General features: G+C 70.9%; 19 protein-coding genes. 8 read left to right on the top strand and 11 right to left on the bottom strand.

Going from position 1 to position 16785, the window contains the following annotated elements:
• Positions 1–244 precede the first annotated feature (244 nt).
• A complete protein-coding gene (locus tag ACIBI9_RS29375; RefSeq protein ID WP_397226355.1) occupies positions 245–1012 on the bottom strand; it encodes a hypothetical protein in 768 nt (255 codons plus the stop codon).
• 195 nt (positions 1013–1207) lie between these two features.
• Between ACIBI9_RS29375 and ACIBI9_RS29370 the strand changes: the two genes are divergently transcribed.
• Positions 1208–1420 carry a hypothetical protein gene (locus ACIBI9_RS29370; RefSeq protein WP_397226353.1) on the top strand — a complete coding sequence of 71 codons (213 nt, stop codon included), beginning with the start codon at positions 1208–1210 and terminating at the stop codon, positions 1418–1420.
• Positions 1421–1551: 131 nt separating this feature from the next.
• Here the strand turns inward: ACIBI9_RS29370 and ACIBI9_RS29365 are convergent, their stop codons facing one another.
• The 4 genes from ACIBI9_RS29365 to ACIBI9_RS29350 all read right to left on the bottom strand — a co-directional run bounded on the left by ACIBI9_RS29365 (position 1552) and on the right by ACIBI9_RS29350 (position 6703).
• A complete protein-coding gene (locus tag ACIBI9_RS29365) occupies positions 1552–1788 on the bottom strand; it encodes a hypothetical protein (RefSeq protein WP_397226352.1) in 237 nt (78 codons plus the stop codon).
• A 94-nt stretch (positions 1789–1882) separates the two neighbouring features.
• Positions 1883–3241, bottom strand: coding sequence for a hypothetical protein (locus tag ACIBI9_RS29360; protein ID WP_397226350.1), 1359 nt, complete (start codon positions 3239–3241; stop codon positions 1883–1885).
• A 403-nt stretch (positions 3242–3644) separates the two neighbouring features.
• A complete protein-coding gene (locus ACIBI9_RS29355; protein WP_397226348.1) occupies positions 3645–5702 on the bottom strand; it encodes a CHAT domain-containing protein in 2058 nt (685 codons plus the stop codon).
• A complete protein-coding gene (locus ACIBI9_RS29350; protein WP_397226347.1) occupies positions 5699–6703 on the bottom strand; it encodes a tetratricopeptide repeat protein in 1005 nt (334 codons plus the stop codon). Before ACIBI9_RS29350 ends, ACIBI9_RS29355 begins: the two co-directional genes overlap by 4 nt.
• Positions 6704–6739: 36 nt before the next feature.
• On the opposite strand from ACIBI9_RS29350, the gene ACIBI9_RS29345 reads away from it, so the two are divergent.
• The 3 genes from ACIBI9_RS29345 to ACIBI9_RS29335 all read left to right on the top strand — a co-directional run bounded on the left by ACIBI9_RS29345 (position 6740) and on the right by ACIBI9_RS29335 (position 9339).
• On the top strand, positions 6740–7087 hold the full coding sequence (locus ACIBI9_RS29345; RefSeq protein WP_397226345.1) for a hypothetical protein: 348 nt from the start codon (positions 6740–6742) through the stop codon (positions 7085–7087).
• A 1-nt stretch (position 7088) separates the two neighbouring features.
• Positions 7089–7967, top strand: coding sequence for a hypothetical protein (locus tag ACIBI9_RS29340; RefSeq protein ID WP_397226343.1), 879 nt, complete (start codon positions 7089–7091; stop codon positions 7965–7967).
• A gap of 310 nt (positions 7968–8277) precedes the next feature.
• Positions 8278–9339 (top strand): helix-turn-helix transcriptional regulator, encoded by a 1062-nt coding sequence (locus tag ACIBI9_RS29335; RefSeq protein WP_397226341.1) that lies wholly within the window; start codon positions 8278–8280, stop codon positions 9337–9339.
• A gap of 68 nt (positions 9340–9407) precedes the next feature.
• On the opposite strand, the gene ACIBI9_RS29330 is transcribed toward ACIBI9_RS29335, so the two are convergent.
• From ACIBI9_RS29330 to cobF, 5 genes are all read right to left on the bottom strand, one after another.
• Positions 9408–9734: a hypothetical protein gene (locus tag ACIBI9_RS29330; protein ID WP_397226339.1), complete on the bottom strand. Its 327-nt coding sequence runs from the start codon at positions 9732–9734 to the stop codon at positions 9408–9410.
• A 161-nt stretch (positions 9735–9895) separates the two neighbouring features.
• Complete coding sequence (locus tag ACIBI9_RS29325; RefSeq protein WP_397226337.1) at positions 9896–10498, bottom strand: superoxide dismutase; 603 nt, start codon at positions 10496–10498, stop codon at positions 9896–9898.
• A gap of 52 nt (positions 10499–10550) precedes the next feature.
• Complete coding sequence (locus ACIBI9_RS29320) at positions 10551–10979, bottom strand: Fur family transcriptional regulator (protein ID WP_397226335.1); 429 nt, start codon at positions 10977–10979, stop codon at positions 10551–10553.
• On the bottom strand, positions 10976–11200 hold the full coding sequence (locus ACIBI9_RS29315; protein ID WP_397226333.1) for a hypothetical protein: 225 nt from the start codon (positions 11198–11200) through the stop codon (positions 10976–10978). Before ACIBI9_RS29315 ends, ACIBI9_RS29320 begins: the two co-directional genes overlap by 4 nt.
• A 181-nt stretch (positions 11201–11381) precedes the next feature.
• Positions 11382–12125, bottom strand: a complete 744-nt coding sequence (gene cobF / locus ACIBI9_RS29310; protein ID WP_397226331.1) for a precorrin-6A synthase (deacetylating) — start codon at positions 12123–12125, stop codon at positions 11382–11384.
• A 62-nt stretch (positions 12126–12187) separates the two neighbouring features.
• Here cobF and ACIBI9_RS29305 point away from each other — a divergent pair, with 62 nt between their 5' ends.
• Genes ACIBI9_RS29305 through ACIBI9_RS29290 form a run of 4 tightly spaced genes read left to right on the top strand, consistent with a single transcriptional unit; the run spans position 12188 to position 15313 of the window.
• Positions 12188–12574, top strand: a complete 387-nt coding sequence (locus ACIBI9_RS29305) for a TIGR03618 family F420-dependent PPOX class oxidoreductase (protein ID WP_397226329.1) — start codon at positions 12188–12190, stop codon at positions 12572–12574.
• A complete protein-coding gene (gene cbiE, locus ACIBI9_RS29300; protein WP_397226327.1) occupies positions 12571–13824 on the top strand; it encodes a precorrin-6y C5,15-methyltransferase (decarboxylating) subunit CbiE in 1254 nt (417 codons plus the stop codon). Before ACIBI9_RS29305 ends, cbiE begins: the two co-directional genes overlap by 4 nt.
• Positions 13821–14576: a precorrin-4 C(11)-methyltransferase gene (cobM, locus tag ACIBI9_RS29295; protein WP_397226325.1), complete on the top strand. Its 756-nt coding sequence runs from the start codon at positions 13821–13823 to the stop codon at positions 14574–14576. The genes cbiE and cobM overlap by 4 nt, the downstream gene beginning before the upstream one ends.
• Positions 14561–15313, top strand: coding sequence for a cobalt-precorrin-6A reductase (locus ACIBI9_RS29290; protein WP_397226323.1), 753 nt, complete (start codon positions 14561–14563; stop codon positions 15311–15313). The genes cobM and ACIBI9_RS29290 overlap by 16 nt, the downstream gene beginning before the upstream one ends.
• Here ACIBI9_RS29290 and cobJ read toward each other — a convergent pair.
• Positions 15304–16782: a precorrin-3B C(17)-methyltransferase gene (gene cobJ / locus ACIBI9_RS29285; protein WP_397226321.1), complete on the bottom strand. Its 1479-nt coding sequence runs from the start codon at positions 16780–16782 to the stop codon at positions 15304–15306. The two genes, ACIBI9_RS29290 and cobJ, sit on opposite strands and share 10 nt — an antisense overlap.
• Positions 16783–16785: the final 3 nt, after the last annotated feature.

Raw genomic sequence — 16785 nt, 5'->3', positions numbered from 1 at the left:
AAGGTCAGCGGATTCCAGGCTCGCGGATGGGAGTCCGGCCTCAATCCAGGGCGGGATGGTCGCCGGCCGGCGTGATCGCGGTGATGCCGCCGGGCATGAGCCGAACGCTCGGCGAGAGAGCGCCGGGCCTACCGGGTTGTGAGGGTGCCAGGGGCCCGGTTCGCCAGCTTCCGCAACCTCGAGCCAGGGGCAGATCGAGCGGCGCGTGCTGACGTCGCTAGAAGTTGACCTCGAAGGGAAGCGGTCAGAACCACAGGTACAGGCCCCGGCCTGACCGGACCACCGGGTCCAGCCAGGCGAAGAACTCCTCCAGCCAGGTGTCGGGCAACAGCTCCTCTACGCCGGGCGACCAGCGGGGGTTGCGCTTGAACCGGCTCGGCACCGTACGGCTGAACTCGCGGGCGGCGCGCTCCAACACGGCGCGGTGCCGGGCCACCGTCTCTTCGCAGGCCGCCTGCCCGGAGGTCTCCCGGTCCTCGGCATCAGTGTGCGGAGGCGGGCCGGGAGCCGGAATGAGGGGCGGGGGCGGGGGAGCGGACACGAGGTCGCGGGCGCGGCGGAAATCGGGTCTGCGGGTCCAGGCGTTCGTACGGCTCTCGGTGGCGCGCGCCGCCGTGACCAGCTCGGCCTGGGCCTGGGCGAGCTCCTGGCTCATCTCCCAGGTGCGCAGCCGGTGAAGGTAGTGGCGGTATCGGCCGGCCATGACGGAGTCGTACCAGTGTTGCCATCGCGCCGACCACGCCTGAAGCTCGTCCGGCAGGAGGGTCGACCAGGCGGCCTGCCGCCACTCGGGCGGGAACAGGGGGTTGTGGCCGATGACGGCCACCCGGTGGCTCGGCCAGGCGCCGTCCTCGTCGGTGTCGATGATCAGTAGGGCGCGCAGTCGCTGGTCCACGTCGTTGCGTGCGTGGGTGCCCTGCGTGTGGAGGGCTGCGTGCGTGCGGACGAGGTGTTCGAGTTCGGTGGGGTCAGCATGGTCGCGTACTGCCGCGGGCACCCAATCCGTTCCCATGACCGGCCATCGTAGGGCGTGCGTCGAGTCCAAGGAGTCGCGGCAGTCAGCATCACCTCCTCCCGAGGGCACGGGTATGAGCGAGTGCGTCCGCGATCGTCCGCTTCTTCCCGGTCGAGCCCGGCTTCCATGCGCCCATGACTCGGGGGGTGGACGGGCGGGGGTCCGGCGCCGATGCTGGGAGGGAGTACTGTCGTGATCATCGGCCGACTGGAGAGCCGCATGCAGACCCGTACCTGGACTCGCCGTACCGCCGCCTCCGCCGCCGGTCTGGTTGCCGTCCTGGCGCTGTGCACCACTCCAGCCAGTGCGAGCGCCGGGTCGTCCGCGAACACGAACGTGGTCCGTCCGCCGCAGTGCGCCATGGTGCTGGCCGATGGCGAATCGGGCGCCAAGCGCCCGGTGTGAGGTCCGCCTGCCGGCCGCAGACAGGCTGGGGCCGGCAAGCATCACCTTGCTCTTGAGCCGGACGGCCGCCACGGTGCCGATCCGGTCGATCATGGCGGCGCGGCCTTCGCCGACGTTCACCACGAACACGGTCAATGCATGCGCCATGTCGGGGCCGTCTCGACGTACGCGGTGAGCGCGTCGTCGCTGTGCAGAGGGTGGTAGAAGGCCGGAGACGATCGGGCGGACCTCGTCGCGGTCGCCGAGTTGGGCGATCCACAGCTCGCCGGAGCGGTGGCTAACGCGGTCTCGCCCGAGCGGCGCTCGTCGGCGGTCCGTGTGACGTCCTCGTCGGCCTCCTGGGTGGCGACCGCGCCGGCCCCATACACCGCGACGCGGGCGGCCGGCGGCGAGCTCGCGGAGGGCTCCGCGCGCCAGGACGGCCGACAGTGCACTCCCCCGGCCGGCCCTACCGGTCCCCTTCTACGACGTCAGCCGGGTGAACTGGCTGATCGCCCCGCGCGCGTGAACACCCAAGCTGTAGACGACCTGCGAACTGGCGGGAGCGAGCACCGGGCCGGCGTGGTTCATCACCCCCGTCAGCCCGATCGGGCGGCACCATTGCGGCAGGCCTTCTCCGATGCATCCGGCGTACGTCAAGTCCCCTTGGGGGGAACGGCGCAGGTGGGTGACTGCTCCCCACGCGAAGGCCGGGCCTTGGGTGCTCACGTAGACGCTCGTGCCGTCGGCGGTGACCGCCACGTCGACGTACTGGCCCTGGGGACCGGTGGCACGGCACTCTGCGGCGTAACCGATGCAGCCCCAGTAGGCGATGTTCCCGGTGGTGGTGTCGCGGCGCAGATGGGTGACGCCACCCGGTCCCGACACATAAAGGCTGTCGCCGGCCTGGGTGATCGCGCCCTGGGTGATGCCGAGCAGGCCGTCGGTGACGGGGATGGCGCAGCCGCCGACCCCGGACTCGCCCACGCAGCCCGCCTCCGTGAGCGAGCCCGTGGTGAGGTCTCGCCGGAAGTGCGTCACCGAGCCGGGCCGCTGGGCCACGACGTACAGGCTGCGCCCGTCGGCGCTGACGACGACGTCGCCCGAGGATGTCATGACGCCGGTACGGCCGATCGAGGTGCAGCCCGGCATCGCCTCCCCGATGCAGCCGCTGTAAGCCAGGCGACCAGTGGCGCCGTCACGCCGCAGGTGGTAGACCGCGCCCTTACCGCCGCCTGCCGCGTACAGGTACAGGTCACGGCCGTCCGCGGTAGCCGTCAGCGCATTCTGCGAGGTCGCCCAGGGAGCGAGCCCGGGCAGGGCCGCCACACTGCCGCATGACGGATCCCAGACGCAGAAGTCCGTCACGAGGTCGCCGTTGGCCGCCGTGCTGAAGCCGACCACGGCGGCGGGAGTGGCTACGTACGCGTGGACGCCCGCCGTCACCACGGAGCTGGCGGCGTACAAGCGGCTCGGGATCTCCTGGTCGTTCACCTTCGTCGGGCGGCACCCCGGAAGGCCGCCCATGCAGCCGGTGAGGGACAGCGTGTCGTTCGCGGCCCGGCGGAACGTGGAGATCGCCGGCTGCGCCGTGCCTGACCCGCCATCGCCGCCGGCCACGACGTAGACGGTGCTCCCGTTGCCCGACAACGTCGCCGCCGACGCCCAGTCCAGCGGATTGACCGGGCCGATGTCCACGGCACCGGGCACGTTCTGGGCGATCGTCCGGACGAACACGAGGTCACCCACCGCTGCCTGCGCGCTGGTGGGAAACCCCACGATCAATGCCAGTGCCGCGGCGATTGCCGCGGCCCACCGTCTTGTACGGCCAAGTACCAGCACGTTGCGCTCCTTTCGTCAGATCGACGATCGGAGATGGCCTAGCCGTTTGGAACGCGCCCTGAATTATCCGTACAAGACCGTACAGAGACCGGCCGATGTCGCCGCCGCCGCCGCGAAGACCAGCCCCGCGGCCGGCGCTGTTACTTCGCACCCACGCTCCGGGCGCGCACCGGCCTGGAGCAGGCCGGCAAGGACCCGCCGCTCGCCTGACCAGCGTCAAGGCGGACGCGCGCCGGGCTGTCATGGACCGGTCGGGCCTGCGCGGAGATCTCAGGTCCTGACGGGTTACACCCGGTTCTGGTAGGCCAGAAGGCGCGGGGCTGGACAGGGTCCAGGGCGCCGAGCGATGACCTCGCTCACCGCTCGGCGTCACCCACTCAGTGGCAGGATGCCGGCGATCCGCTCAGCCTGCTGCCGTCAGCCAACTGCCGAACTGGCAGAAGGACGCCCAGTAGTAGGGATGGCTGGTGTCGGCACGAACCGCGAGTTGGGCCCGGCGAAGCGCCGCCGCGACGTCGAGACCGTCGGAGAGAGCGCCGTACAGACCCAGCATGAGGTCGGCCGTCACCCGGTCGTCGACTCTCCAGAGCGAGGCGACCACACTGGGCACCCCCGCAGTCAGGAACGCGCGGACCAGCCCGTCGAGTTCGCCGCCCGGGGTGAGGTCGGCCAATCCGGTCTGGCAGCCGCTGAGGACGACCAGCCGGGCCCGCGCGCGATGGTCGTTCAACTCCGCGACCGTCACGCGGCCGGGCCGGCGCGGGTCGCCGGGCTCGGCCAGGAGCAGGCCCGAGTCGCGGGGCTCATGCGGGTCGAACCAGGCGTGGCAGGCGAGATGCACGACGTCGTGCGTCGTGAGAGCGGCGCGGAAGGCCGCCGTGGTGACGGCTTGCCCCGTCGCTGTGTCCGCGTCGAGCAGGGCGGCGATCCGCCGGCTCTCGTCCTCGCTGTACGGAAGGGCGAGCTCGTCGTCATCGGGATGCGGATTCGCCATGATCATCATATTGCGCAAGGGTGCGGGCGTCCGGCGGAGCAACTGATCGAGGATGGCCGCGCTCGGCGCGTAGGAGACATCTACGCGCTCCACGAGCGACTGCTCGCCGCCGAGCATCGCGAACGGCAGGTACGCGAGCACACCGTACGGAATGATCACCAGGCGCTCCAGGCGGTCGATGACCTCCTGGCCCGGCTCGATGAGCCAGCGGTGCAGTTGTTCCGCGAGCCGGGTGACGCCGCTGTCCTGCGACTCCAGGAGTTGACGGAGCTGGGTCACCTTCCTGTTCAGAACATCGGGGCGGAGCGGGAGGTCGAACAGTCTCGCCTCATCCGCTGTCGTGAGAAACGAGTACAGCCGGGATTCACTGACGAAGAACTCCAGCACCCCGGTCCCGGCCCCCCAAGGCCGCGGGGCGAACGGGCCGGGCGAGTCGCCGAGGACGATTCGTTCCTTGGTCTCCAGTGCCTTCACCAGATGGTCGTGCCGCCGTTGCCCGGGCCTGGCGGAGAACTTGCGCGCCGCGGCGACGACCTCGCGGGAGGCTCGGGCACGCTGCCCGCGCGTGTCCGGGGCGGGAACAGGAGGTGTGAGGCGCATGCGGGCGAGGAACACCCTGGCTCGGGCGTGCTCGCTCAATCGCCACACCATGGCCCCTGCTCCGCAGGCGTACGCCTGGTCGATCGCATGCTGGAAGAGTTCCTCGCGGGTGGAGCGCACTGCCGCCCGCAGCTCATCGTCACGCACGGCCGACAGCGGGGATTCGTGCCACCAGAGCGCTTCGAGCAGGTGGTTCAGCCCTTCCGCGGGGCCGCCCGCCAGCAGGGCGAACTCGACGTGCGTCTGCATCATGACCTCGGCGTCACCGATGGCCCGTGCACCGGCGAGCGCCGAGCTCAGTTCGGTACGGGCCAGCTCGGGATCGCCGAGTTTGCGGGCCACCCGGCCGAGATGCAGGTGCACGAGATGCTCGATCTCACCGAAGAACGCGACGGCGGCCGCGCGCGCGACCGCCTCGCTGGCGGGAGCGGTGGCCTGCCGCCCCGCGATCAGAGTCGCCTTGAGCAGGTACGCGGCCCGATGTAACTGGCCGCGCCGTTCGTTCAGCCGCGCGGTGGCCACGTTGCGGTGGACCAGCGTCGTGAACCGTTCCAGCGTGTACGGCAGGTCGGCGACGAACTTACTGACCTGCACGCACAGCGCCTCCGCGCAGGCGAACTCGCCAAGGCGTTCATAGGCGTCGGCGAGGACCATCCGCAACTCCGGCTCGTACGCACCGGTGTCGTTGTGCAGGCCCTTCTCGGCGGCCGCCACCGCCGCCGGCAACTGGCCCACCCGGATCCGGGCGCGTGCGAGGTCACGAAACGCCCCCGCGACCTCGGGGCCTCCCCTGGCGACCGACTCCTCGGCCAGACGCAGGGCGTCCTCGATCCGTCCCGCCCGCAACGCGGCGTCGAAACCGGTCATGACTCGTAGAACGCGTTGTAGGCGCCGGTGTAGTCGATGAAGCGATGGATTTCACCCGCCGGAGTGCGCACGTCGACCACGTTGCCAATGGGGGTCAGCCTATAGAAGCCGTCGGTTCCCAGGACCGAGAAAACCCGGGCCGTCTCGCCCTTCTTATCGAGGCCCCGTTCGTTGGTGACCGGACCTTCCGCGATATGGCCGGGGTCCACTTGGCGGACCAGTTCATGGCAGAGCTTGTTGACGTCCTTGTGCATTCCCGCCTCGAGGATACGAACGGCCAGTGGAGGTATGAACGCCTGCGCGCACGGCACCGTCTCGCGGCGCTCCCGCGCTCCCATGAGGTATTCGGTGTGCCGGTCGAGGTGAAAACCGATGGTGGCCGCGAACTCCTCGCTGATCGCCCTGCCGGCACTGCCCGGGTCCAGGCCGGCGGCGAGCGCGGTCATGCGCTCGTACGCGAGGTCCAGATCTCCCTCGTTCAAAGGTCCCAGGGCCGCGGTGAGCAGTGCTGACCGCTCCTGCCGATCCGACCGGAGCCACTCACCGATGAGAGAGAGGAGGAGTTGCACGTTTTCCGGCCTTGGCTGATCGGCGTAGAGGGCCATGACCCGGACGGAGGCGAAATAGGCGGCCACCAGGTCGTCCGTGACGAGATAGGCGTAGCAGAGGTTGACCAGCGCGTCGGTGTAATAAGGCAGGAGCATGACCGCCTGTTCCAGCGAACGCCTGGCCCGGGCGTGCTCATCACAACGCTGGAGAACGACCCCGAGGTCATAGTGGTGGAGGGGGTTGTCGGGCTCCAGATCGATGGCGGCCTCGAAACAGCGGATCGCCATGTCGAAGACACCCTCGTTGCTGGCGTACGAACCGACGTCGGAAACCAGTCCCACATGCCAGTCGAATTCCTTGAGGAATTTCTCCGCTTCGGCCAGCACCACCACCGCGGCCTCCCCCGACTGGATCATTCCGGCGAGATGCTCCCGTGCCGTACTCGGGTCCACCTACCACCCCCAGCCATTTGGGTTTATCGTACGAGCGTGTCCGAACCGAGGTCCAGCATTCGGCGGCTGTGCCAGCAGTTCGCGCAATTACACGCGAAAGCGATCTCGGCGCCCGACATGGCCACCCTTGAGGCTCTGGCGACGGCCGCCAGGAACGGTGCGGACGTCGAGGCCGACCGGGCCGCCCTGGCCGCACGGCTCGGCGTCTCCGAGCCTCCCCGAAACCGGACCATTGCCGGGGTGTTCGGGCTGAGCGGCGGGTACAGCGCCTCGGACCTTTATGTGTGCCCGGCGGACCTGTGCTCACGAACCTGGCTCAACGTCCCGGGAAAGGGCCCGCCCCCGCTGTGCTCGCTCGTGGGCACCACCATGGTCAAGGACTAGCGTGGAGTCGTTCCTCTCCGGCCTGGGTGGCAAGATCGCGGAGAAGTGGCTGACGACGCTCGTCCTGCCCGGCCTTCTCTTCGCCGGAGCCGTCCTGATCGCGTGGTCGCTGTCGCACGAGCACGCTCTCGACCCGCGCTTCCTTCTCGTCCAGATCGGTGCCGTGACAGCCGGGGTGGGGAGGGGCGGAACCGTTCCCGTCATCCTGGCGGTCACCGTGATGATGGTGTGCGCGTCAGCGGCGGCCCTCGCCGCCCGAGGGGGCGGCTTTCTCATCCAGAGACTCTGGCTGCGGCAGTGGCGCGGGCCGCTCGCCCGCCGCCTGGTCGAGAGGCGGCAGGCCGATTGGACGGCGGCCGATGACGAGCTCGCGGACCACCTGGCCGACACCCGGGAGGACACCGCGCGTGAACACGAGCTCGCAGCGGTACGGAACAACATCGCGCTTGCCTTCCCGGCCCATCCCACCTGGATCGGCGATCGGGCCCGCAGCGTGGAAGTCCGGGTCTGGCACACGCATGGCCTCGACCTCGGCTCAGCCTGGCCCCGGCTGTGGCTGATCGTCACCGACTCGACCCGCGCCCAGATCATGGCAGCCCGCGACGCGTTCAACCAGGCCGGCGGCCTGGTCGGCTGGGGCCTGCTGTACGTCGCCCTCGGCGCCTTCTGGTGGCCGGCCGCGGTCGCGGGCCTGATGACCGCGCTGACCGGCTGGTATCGCACCCGCCTCGCCGTGGCCGCCTACGCCGACCTGGTCGAGGCCACGACCGACTTGAACGCGAAGTTGCTGGCGATCGAACTGGGGCTCCTGGAGTCGGATATCTCGTTCAGCCGGGACGTCGGCCTGAAGATCACCCGTCTCCTCCGCAAGGGAACGTGACCGTCGCCGGCTCAGGGCAGGCGAGGGTGTCGTGAGCACTCTGTCAAGACCACAAAACTCCTATGCAGGAAGCCGGACGTTCTTTAATTCCACCACGTAGCCACCTTTTCCCAAGGGACCTAAAATAAAAAGCCTGGCACGCAAGAAACGAGCCGCACCAATCATCCTATAGCGACAAATTTGGCCATATGCAGCGACTTCCCGACCGGCCGGAAAGCTCCGCCAATCCCGATTTCCGCGAAATCACAGGAAGGCCCAACGGAAGGGGAACTGCGATGATCGAGACCCGCACCACCAGAACGGAGGCCGGGTGACAGACGGTGAGGGGCGAATCGCCCGTGAACTGTGCGCGGCGCTCGGCCCGCCCGCCACTCCGGCCGAGGTGGGCGCGGCGATTTCGCGGATCGTCAGCCGCCAGGTGGCGCACGACGCGCTCCGGTTGGTCGGCCTGAACCCGGCGATCGGCATCGGCCTGGGCGCGTTCAGCTTCTGGCACGAATACCAGCCCGCGCTGATCAGCGCCTTGGTGCTCAACCGGTATCTGCACGGCGACCCCTGCCCGCTGCCGGCCCTCGCCCGGCAGAGCGTGCCGGTGTGCGTCGTCGGCGCCGGTGCCGGCGACGGCCGGCGCAACACGCTGATCCGGCGGGTCCTGGCCTCCCACGGAGCGGGCAGCGAACTGCGCCTGCTGATACGGGACCGCCACGGAGTGTGGGGGCTGCTCGGCCTGCTTCGCGCCGAGGGCAGCCGGCCCTTCGACGAAAGGGACTTTCACCGGATCCAGCAGCTCGGCCCTGCTCTGGTGGCGGCATTGCGCGGATATGTGACAGCCGGTCCGCTGACACCCACCGTTCCGGCGCTGCCGACGGGGGTCATCACGATCAGCCCTGACCACACGGTCCGATCGATCTCGCCTCAGGCGCGAGCATGGGTGCGGCAAATGTGGCCCGCCGCCGGGAGCGGGGTGCCGGATTGGATCGCCGACGCATTCTGGGTCGGCCTGTCGCTGCACGTACGGGCACATACTCGCGATCCGCGCGCCTGGACACCGCTGATCTGCGCGCCGGCGGCGAATTTCGGGCGCTGGATATTGATCCATGGCCAGCCACTGGATGAGAACGGCGACAGCGACGTGGCCATTCTCATCCAGGCGGCAGGCGGCAAACTGCTCCTGCCGTCTTTTTGCGATTGGTACGGCATCACAAACGGCGAACGCCGCGTCATCGAATATCTGTACGCCGGGGCCTCGGCGAAACAGATCGCCCGAATCCTGGACCTGTCCACGTACACCGTCAACGACCACTTGAAATCGGTGTACCGGAAGACCCGGGCACAGAGCCGCGATGAGCTCATCGCGGCGATCGCCGGCTGACCACCGCTGCCTGGCCAGAGAGGGCCGGGCACATCGGCAAACGACCGGCACCCACCCCCGGACGCACCTCACGGCCGGCCGGCCCCAGGCACCTCGACCTCGACCGTGAGCACCCGCCCGGAGCCAGGCACCACCAGGTCGGGCTCGATCATGCCTTGCCACTCCGCCGCCACGACGAACAGCGCCCTCCCGTCCGGGGTGCCCTCGCCGAGTTCGGCCCAGATCCGGCGGTTGGACAGCGAGCCGTCCGCCGCGGTTGACGTGGGCGTTGCCGCGGCCGTCCACCACGATGTCGTTCCATGGCCGAGATCCGCATGGGTGGCCGGCGCCCCATCGGGCTCCACGCGCAGCAGCCGGCCGTCCGGGGACGAGACGATCAGGAGGCTGCCTCGCACAGTCGCAACGACGCGACGCGCGCCACGCCCTTCTTTCGTCTTTCATACGAACGGCCGCTGATCAGATCGACAGGCGCTTCGGCAACGCGGGCGCGATGAGGCGGAGGTCGAGATGAGCGGCGCCCACCCACCGATGGGCGGGCGGCGCCGGTGTCGGGACGTCAGGCGCCGCGGGCGGCGTCGTAGCGGGCGATGACGTCGTTCCAGTTGATCAGGCCCCAGAGCTTCTCGACGTAGTCCGGGCGCACGTTGCGGTACTGCAGGTAGTAGGCGTGCTCCCAGGCGTCGAACACGAGCAGCGGGGTGGTGTTCATGCCGACGTTGCCGTGGTGGTCGTAGACCTGCTCGACCACCAGGCGGCGGCCGAGCGGCTCCCAGGCCAGCACGCCCCAGCCGGAGCCCTGCACGGTGGCGGTGGCGGTGGTGAGCTGCTTCTTGAACGCGTCGAACGAACCGAAGTGCTCGATGATCGCCTCGCCCAGCTCGCCATCGGGGCGGTCGCCGCCTTCGGGGGACAGGTTCTCCCAGAAGATCGTGTGCAGGACGTGGCCGGACAGGTTGAACGCGAACGTCTTCTCCAGCCCGACCAGGCCGCCGAACTCGCCCTTGTCACGCGCCTCGGCCAGCCGCTCAAGGGTGTCGTTGGCGCCCTTGACGTAGGCGGCGTGGTGCTTGGCGTGGTGCAGCTCCAGGATCTCCCCGGTGATCGCGGGCTCCAGGGCCGCGTAATCGTACGGCATGTCCGGAAGGGTGTACTCACCCATGGGCGTCTCTCCTCGAAAGCTGTTACTTGCAAATACCTTGCAAGAACAATAATCATGCAAGTAGCTGCCGTCGACATCGGCGGCAGTAGCCGCGCAGCACCTGGCCGACGGGATCCATCGCGAAGCCGGTGCTCTCCATGACCGCCGCCTCCGCCGCGGCGAGGCGGTCCGCGGGGAGCTCGACGAGTACGTCGCAGCGGCGGCAGATCAGGTGGTGGTGAGGCGTCACCGAGAGCCCGAAGAGCGTCTCACCGGCGTGGTCGATGCTGTGCAGGACGCCGCGGGCGGTCATCACCGTCACGTTCCGGTAGACGGTGGACACGCTGATCATCTCGTACGTGGAGGTCACCAACCGGTGCAGGCGCGGCACGCTGAGGTGGGTCGCCGCCTCGCGCAAGGCGATCAGGATCGTCAGCCTCGGCACGGTCTTGCGCAGACCGAGACGGGTCAGCGTCTCCCCCAGGTCCTCCTCTCCGCTCATGCCGGCCGCGGACGGAAGACGAACGGCTTACGGAGCACCGCCAGGATGACGTACGCCGCCGCCCAGGAGGGCGCGGGCGACCCGGCCACCGTCGAGAGCACGCCCCGCACCGGTGCACGAGTGACGGGCGTGCGGATGGCGGGTGGGGAGGACTGGAGGCGGTGGTCGGGGGGCGGTAGGGGCAGTGGCGGGTTCCAGGGCTGCTCCCGTGGGGTCCTCATCGGGAGCGGCTGCGCCGCCGCGTACGGCGACCAGGCCCGGTACGCGCCACCCCCCGAGCTTCCGAATGCGGGCACCTCGATGTGCGACCACCTCCCCGGTCCGCCTTCAGATGATCAGTCTGCATTGAATATGCTCTTGCGAACAACAGGCGATTAAACGAACCAGGACGGACCGTCAGGACTACAGGCGGCGCAGGAGGTACGTATCCATGATCCAGCCCTTGCGGGCACGCGCCTCGGCGCGCAGTTCGCGGATGCGGTCGCCGACCTCGGCCACCGGCCCCGAGACCAGGATCTCGTCGGGCGTGCCCAGGTAGGCGCCCCAATGGATGTGGAACTCGTCGAGACCGGCGAAGGAGCAGTGGGCGTCCAGCATGACGACCACGTCGTCGGCGGTGGGGCCGTGCTCGGCCAGGCGCCGCCCGGTGGTGAGGTGCACGGGCCGTCCGACCTGGGTGAGGCTGGTGCGGTGGCGGGCGGTGAGCGCGGCCACGCTGCTGATCCCGGGGATGACCTCGTACTCGAACGTCACGTTGCCGCGCTGGAGGATCTCCTCGACGATGGCGAGCGTGCTGTCGTACACGCCCGGATCGCCCCACACCAGGAACGCCCCGGTCTGGCCGTCGCCCAGCTCGTCCCGGATGAGCGCCTCGCAGGCGAGCGCGCGGCGCGAGCGCCAGTCCTCGACGGCGGCGGTGTACGCCGGGGTGGACCGGTCGCGCTCGGGGTCGCGGGCCTCCGCGATCCGGTACGGCGCGCGGCCGTGCTCGGCGATGAGATCCAGCCGGAGCTGGACCAGTTCGTGCTTGACCTCACCCTTGTCCACGATGAGGAACACGTCCGTGGCGCCGATGGCCTTGACCGCCTGCAGGGTGAGATGGTCGGGATCGCCTGCGCCGATGCCGATGACGAGTAGCCGCTTCACTCGCAAGAGTCTGCCAGAACGGCAGATATACGATATGCCTCGCAAATCACCCAAGGAGGGCCGTGAATCTCGTCGAACAGGGCGACGCCTTCGCCGCGTTCTGGCAGGAGCGGCACCTGTGCACGCTCTCCACCACGCGTCCCGACGGCCCGCCGCACGTGGTGCCGGTGGGCGCGACGCTGGACCTGGCCACCGGCATCGCCCGGGTGATCACCTCGGGCACCTCGGTCAAGGCCCGGCTCATCGGCGCCGACGGCGCGCCGGTGGCCCTCTGCCAGGTGGACGGCCGCCGCTGGTCGACGCTGGAGGGCCGGGCGGTGCTGCGTACCGAGCCTGAGCAGGTGGCCGACGCCGAGCACCGCTACGCCGCCCGCTACAAGCCGCCCCGCCCCAACCCGTCGCGGGTGGTCGTGGAGATCCAGGTGACGCGCGTCCTGGGCAACGTGTGATCACGGTCGTCGGCGTCGGCGCGGACGGCTGGGACGGGTTGTCCCCGGACGCGAGGCGGGCGCTGGAGGCCGCCGAGGTCCTCATGGGCGGGCGCAGGCAGCTCGACCTCGTACCCGCCTCGGTGGGCGGGCGCGGGCAACTCGACCTCGTGCCCGCGGCGGCGGCCGAGCGCGTGGCCTGGCCCTCCCCGTTGCTGCCCGCGCTGCCCTCGCTCATGGAGACGTACGCCGGGCGCGAGGTGTGCGTGCTGGCCAGCGGCGACCCCATGTTCTACGGCATCGGCACCACGCTGGTGCGATTGCTGGGCACGGCGAACATCCGCGTGATGCCGCACGTGTCGTCGCTGTCGCTGGCGTGCGCCCGGCTCGGCTGGCCGGTGGAGCAGGTGGACGTGGTCAGCCTCGTGGGCCGTCCCCCGGCCGCGCTGAACGCCGCGATCCTGCCCGGGCGGCGGCTCGTCGTGCTCGGCGCCGGTCGCGACTCCCCGTCCCTCGTGGCCGGGCTGGCAACCGGCCTCGGGTACGGCCCCAGCCCCATGACCGTCCTGTCGGACCTGGGCGCGGACTCGGAGAGCGTCCTGACGGGAACGGCGGAGACCTGGGCGGCGCAGGGACCTGAACCGTCCGCGCTGAACGCGATCGCCCTCGAATGCGTCCCCGCACCCGGTGCCGAACCTCTCCCCCGCGTCCCCGGCCTGCCCGATGCCGCGTTCGAGCACGACGGGCAGCTCACCAAGCGCGAGGTCCGCGCCGTCACCCTGTCCCGGCTCGCCCCGCTGCCCGGGGAGATGCTGTGGGACGTGGGCGCGGGCGCGGGCAGCATCGCCATCGAGTGGATGCGCAGCCACCCGGCGTGCGCGGCCGTGGCGATCGAGAGCAGGGCCGACCGCGCCGCCGCCATCGCGCGCAACGCCGACCGGCTCGGCGTGCCGTCGCTGCGGATCGTCGAAGGCAGGGCGCCGGCCGCGCTGGCGGGCCTGCCGGCGCCGGACGCGGTGTTCGTCGGCGGCGGCGCGACCGTGCCCGGGCTGCTGGAGAGCTGCTGGGCGGCGCTGCGGCCCGGCGGCAGGCTGGTGGCCAACGCCGTCACCCTGGAGTCCGAGTCCGTCATTGCCCAGTGGTACGCCCGGCTCGGCGGCGACCTGGTGCGTATGTCCGTCCAACGGGCCTCGCCCGTCGGCTCCTTCACGGGCTGGCGGGCCGCGATGCCGGTGACCGTGTGGTCGGTCACCAGGAAGGACGTGCCGTGACCGTGTACTTCATCGGGGCGGGCCCCGGCGCCGCCGATCTGATCACCCTGCGCGGCCTGCGGCGGCTGCAGTCGTCGCCGGTCTGCCTGTACGCGGGCTCGCTCGTGCCCCGCGAACTCCTGGACGCCTGCCCCGTGGGAACCAAGCTCGTCGACACCGCGAACCTGACCCTCGACGAGATCGTGGTGGAGCTGCTCACCGCCCACCGCGCGGGCCTGGACGTGGCGCGGCTGCACTCCGGCGACCCGTCGGTGTTCAGCGCGGTGGCCGAGCAGATGCGCAGGCTGGACGAGCTCGGCGTGCCGTACGAGGTGGTCCCAGGGGTGCCGGCGTTCGCGGCGGCGGCGGCCTCGCTGAGCAGGGAGCTGACCGTGCCCGGCGTCGGCCAGACGATCATCCTGACCCGCACCTCGGCGCGGGCCACGCCGATGCCCGAAGGCGAGGACCTGAAGACCCTGGGCGCGAGCGGCGCCACGATCGTGCTGCACCTGGCCGTGCAGCGGATCGACGCGGTGGTGGCGGAGCTGCTGCCCTCCTACGGGCCGGACTGCCCGGTGGCGGTGGTGGCCCGGGCCAGCAGGCCCGACGAGGTGATCCTGCGTGGCACGCTGGCGGACATCGCGGAGCAGGTCCACGCGGCCGGGATCCGGCGTACGGCGATGATCGTCGTCGGCCGGGTGCTGTCGGCCACGCAGTTCCCCGACAGCCACCTCTACAGCGCGGAGCGGGAACGGCCGTGCGACGGGTCCTGATCCTGGGCGGCACGGCCGAGGCGCGGGCGCTGGCCGCCGAGCTGACCGGCCGCGGCGTTCACGTGGTGTCGTCGCTGGCCGGGCGGGTGAGCAACCCGCGGTTGCCGGTCGGGGAGGTGCGCGAGGGCGGGTTCGGCGGGCCGGACGGGCTGGCCGCCTGGCTGGCGGCCGAGCGGATCGACGCCCTGGTGGACGCCACGCACCCGTTCGCCGCGCGGATGACGGCCTCGGCGGCCGAGGCGTCGGCGAGGACGGGGGTGCCGCTGCTGGTCCTGCGCCGCCCGGGCTGGCGGGAGGGGCCGGGCGACGCCTGGCAGCGCGTGCCCTCCCTGCACGCGGCCGCCGCACGACTGACCAAGGCCGCATCACGCCAGAGCGGCGGCCCGGTGCGGGTGTTCCTGACCACCGGCCGCCGGAGCCTGCCGGTCTTCACCGGCCTGGCCGGGGTGTGGCTGCTGGCCAGGTCCGTCGATCCGCCCGAGCCGCCGGTCCCGGACAACGTGCACGTCCTGCTGGACCGCGGCCCGTACACGGTCGAGGGCGAACGTGCCCTCATCGGCGAGCACCGGCTGGACGTGCTGGCCACCAAGGACAGCGGCGGGCCGATGACCACCGCCAAGCTGGTCGCGGCCCGCGAGCTCGGCCTGGCGGTGATCATGGTGGACCGGCCGCCGCTCCCCGCCGATGTCCGGCTGGTGGAAACCGCCGTGGAGGCGGCCGCCTGGGCTCAGGGATAGCGGCGCGGGGTGTAGACGACGCCGCGCTCGGTGACCCGGGTCGTCGAGGAGCCGACGATCAGCAGGCAGCGCATGTCCACCTGCGCGGGGTCGAGCTCGCCGAGCGTGGTTACGGTGACGCTCTCCCGCTCGCCGCCGACGTCGCGTCCGACCACCACCGGGGTGGCGGCGTCGCGGTGCTCCAGCAGCAGGTCACGGGCGGCGGCGACCTGCCACGTACGGCTGCGCGAAGCCGGGTTGTAGATCGCGAGCACCAGGTCCGCCTTCGCCGCGGCGCTCAGCCGGTCGGCCACCACCTCCCACGGCTTGAGCAGGTCCGACAGCGACAGCACGCAGTAGTCGTGGCCCAGCGGCGCGCCCACCCGGCTGGCCACGGCCTGGGCGGCGGTCAGTCCGGGAACGATCCGCACCGGTACGTCCGGGAAGTCCGCCCCCGCCTCCAGCACCGCGCTGGCCATGGCGAACACTCCCGGATCGCCGGAGGACACCACGGCCACCCGCGCACCCTCGCGGGCCAGCTCCAGCGCGTGCCGGGCGCGCTCGGCCTCGACCCGGTTGTCGGTGCGGTGGCGGCGCTGGCGCGGGTTCGGGGCGACCCGGTCCACGTACGGGCCGTACCCGACGAGGTCGGTCGCCGCCGCCAGCGCCTCCTGGGCCTCGGGCGTGAGCCACGGCCGCCCGGCGGGCCCGAGGCCCACCACGACCACCTCGCCCCGGGCCTCGGCCGCGGGCGGTTCGGGGACGAAGGTCCGCTCGGCGGGGCTGGCGAGCAGGGCCAGCGAGAAGTACGGCACGCCGTCGGCGTCCACGTCCTTGAGCGGCGCGACCCGTTCGGCTCCCATGGTGGCGCGCTCGACGTACCAGGCGTCGTCCAGCCGCCCGGCCTCGGCCAGCGCGTCGCGGACCTTCTCGAACGTCCGGCCCAGCTTGAGCACCGCCGCCGAGTCGGTGCCGCGCAGCTTGTCCGCCAGCACCTCGGCGGGCAGCGTGCCGGGCAGCACGGTCAGGACCTCGTCCCGTTCCACCAGCGGCCGGCCCAGCACGGCCGAGGCGGCGCTGACGGAGGTGACGCCGGGCACCACCTCGGTCGGGTAGCGGTGGGCGAGCCGCTTGTGCATGTGCATGTACGAGCCGTAGAACAGCGGGTCTCCCTCGGACAGCACCACCACGGTCCGGCCCGCGTCCAGGTGGGCGGCCAGCCGCTCGGCGCAGTCGGCGTAGAAGTCGTCGAGCGCGCCCTGGTAGCCGCCGGGGTGGTCGGTGGTCTCCGTGGTCAGCGGGTAGAGCAGCAGCTCCTCGATCTGCCCTTCCTTCATGTACGGCAGCGCGATCGAGCGGGCGATGCTGCGGCCGTGCCTGGCGGCGTGGTAGGCGATCACGTCGGCCTCGCCGATCAGCCGGGCCGTCTTGACCGTGACCAGCTCGGGATCCCCGGGACCGAGCCCGACCCCGTACAGCCGTCCCGTCATCGC

This window comes from Nonomuraea sp. NPDC050451 (assembly GCF_044458585.1).
This window is presented reverse-complemented; position numbering and strand designations above follow the sequence as displayed.

What these genes read in the sequence shown, in the direction of transcription:
- ACIBI9_RS29375 (WP_397226355.1), bottom strand. Translation starts at nt 1,012, where the DNA reads ATGGGAACGGATTGGGTGCCCGCGGCAGTACGCGACCATGCTGACCCC.
- ACIBI9_RS29355 (WP_397226348.1), bottom strand. Translation starts at nt 5,702, where the DNA reads ATGACCGGTTTCGACGCCGCGTTGCGGGCGGGACGGATCGAGGACGCC.
- ACIBI9_RS29325 (WP_397226337.1), bottom strand. Translation starts at nt 10,498, where the DNA reads ATGGGTGAGTACACCCTTCCGGACATGCCGTACGATTACGCGGCCCTG.
- ACIBI9_RS29320 (WP_397226335.1), bottom strand. Translation starts at nt 10,979, where the DNA reads ATGAGCGGAGAGGAGGACCTGGGGGAGACGCTGACCCGTCTCGGTCTG.
- ACIBI9_RS29315 (WP_397226333.1), bottom strand. Translation starts at nt 11,200, where the DNA reads ATGAGGACCCCACGGGAGCAGCCCTGGAACCCGCCACTGCCCCTACCG.
- cobJ (WP_397226321.1), bottom strand. Translation starts at nt 16,782, where the DNA reads ATGACGGGACGGCTGTACGGGGTCGGGCTCGGTCCCGGGGATCCCGAG.